The sequence below is a fragment of the Acinetobacter sp. GG23 genome, assembly GCF_057766365.1.
Map to the genome: position 1 here is coordinate 1 of NZ_JBYMDJ010000024.1, position 235 is coordinate 235.

1 protein-coding gene is annotated in these 235 nt (G+C 40.0%); it reads left to right on the plus strand.

Features of this window, described 5'->3' with window-relative positions; all coding sequences use genetic code 11:
* On the plus strand, positions 1-235 hold a 235-nt coding region (locus AC3CAU_RS16770; protein WP_488368518.1), incomplete at both ends, for a hypothetical protein.

The following is a 235-nucleotide window of genomic DNA, read 5'->3' on the forward strand; positions in this document are numbered from 1 at the left end:
GTCATTCTTGATTGATGTAAGAAAAGGTGGCGATATATTTTCTGTGGATCAATACTATGGTTTAGCCACAGGTTTATATCCAGAAACGGCTGCTAATGGAGTAAGAGAAAAGGGTATCGTTTGGCCGGGTGTTAATCCAAATGGTCAAGTCAACCAAACAAATACTATAAATCCTACAGCTTTCGGTTCCCTAGATGGATACGCTAGAATGCCTGCATCGAGATTTGTGTATGAT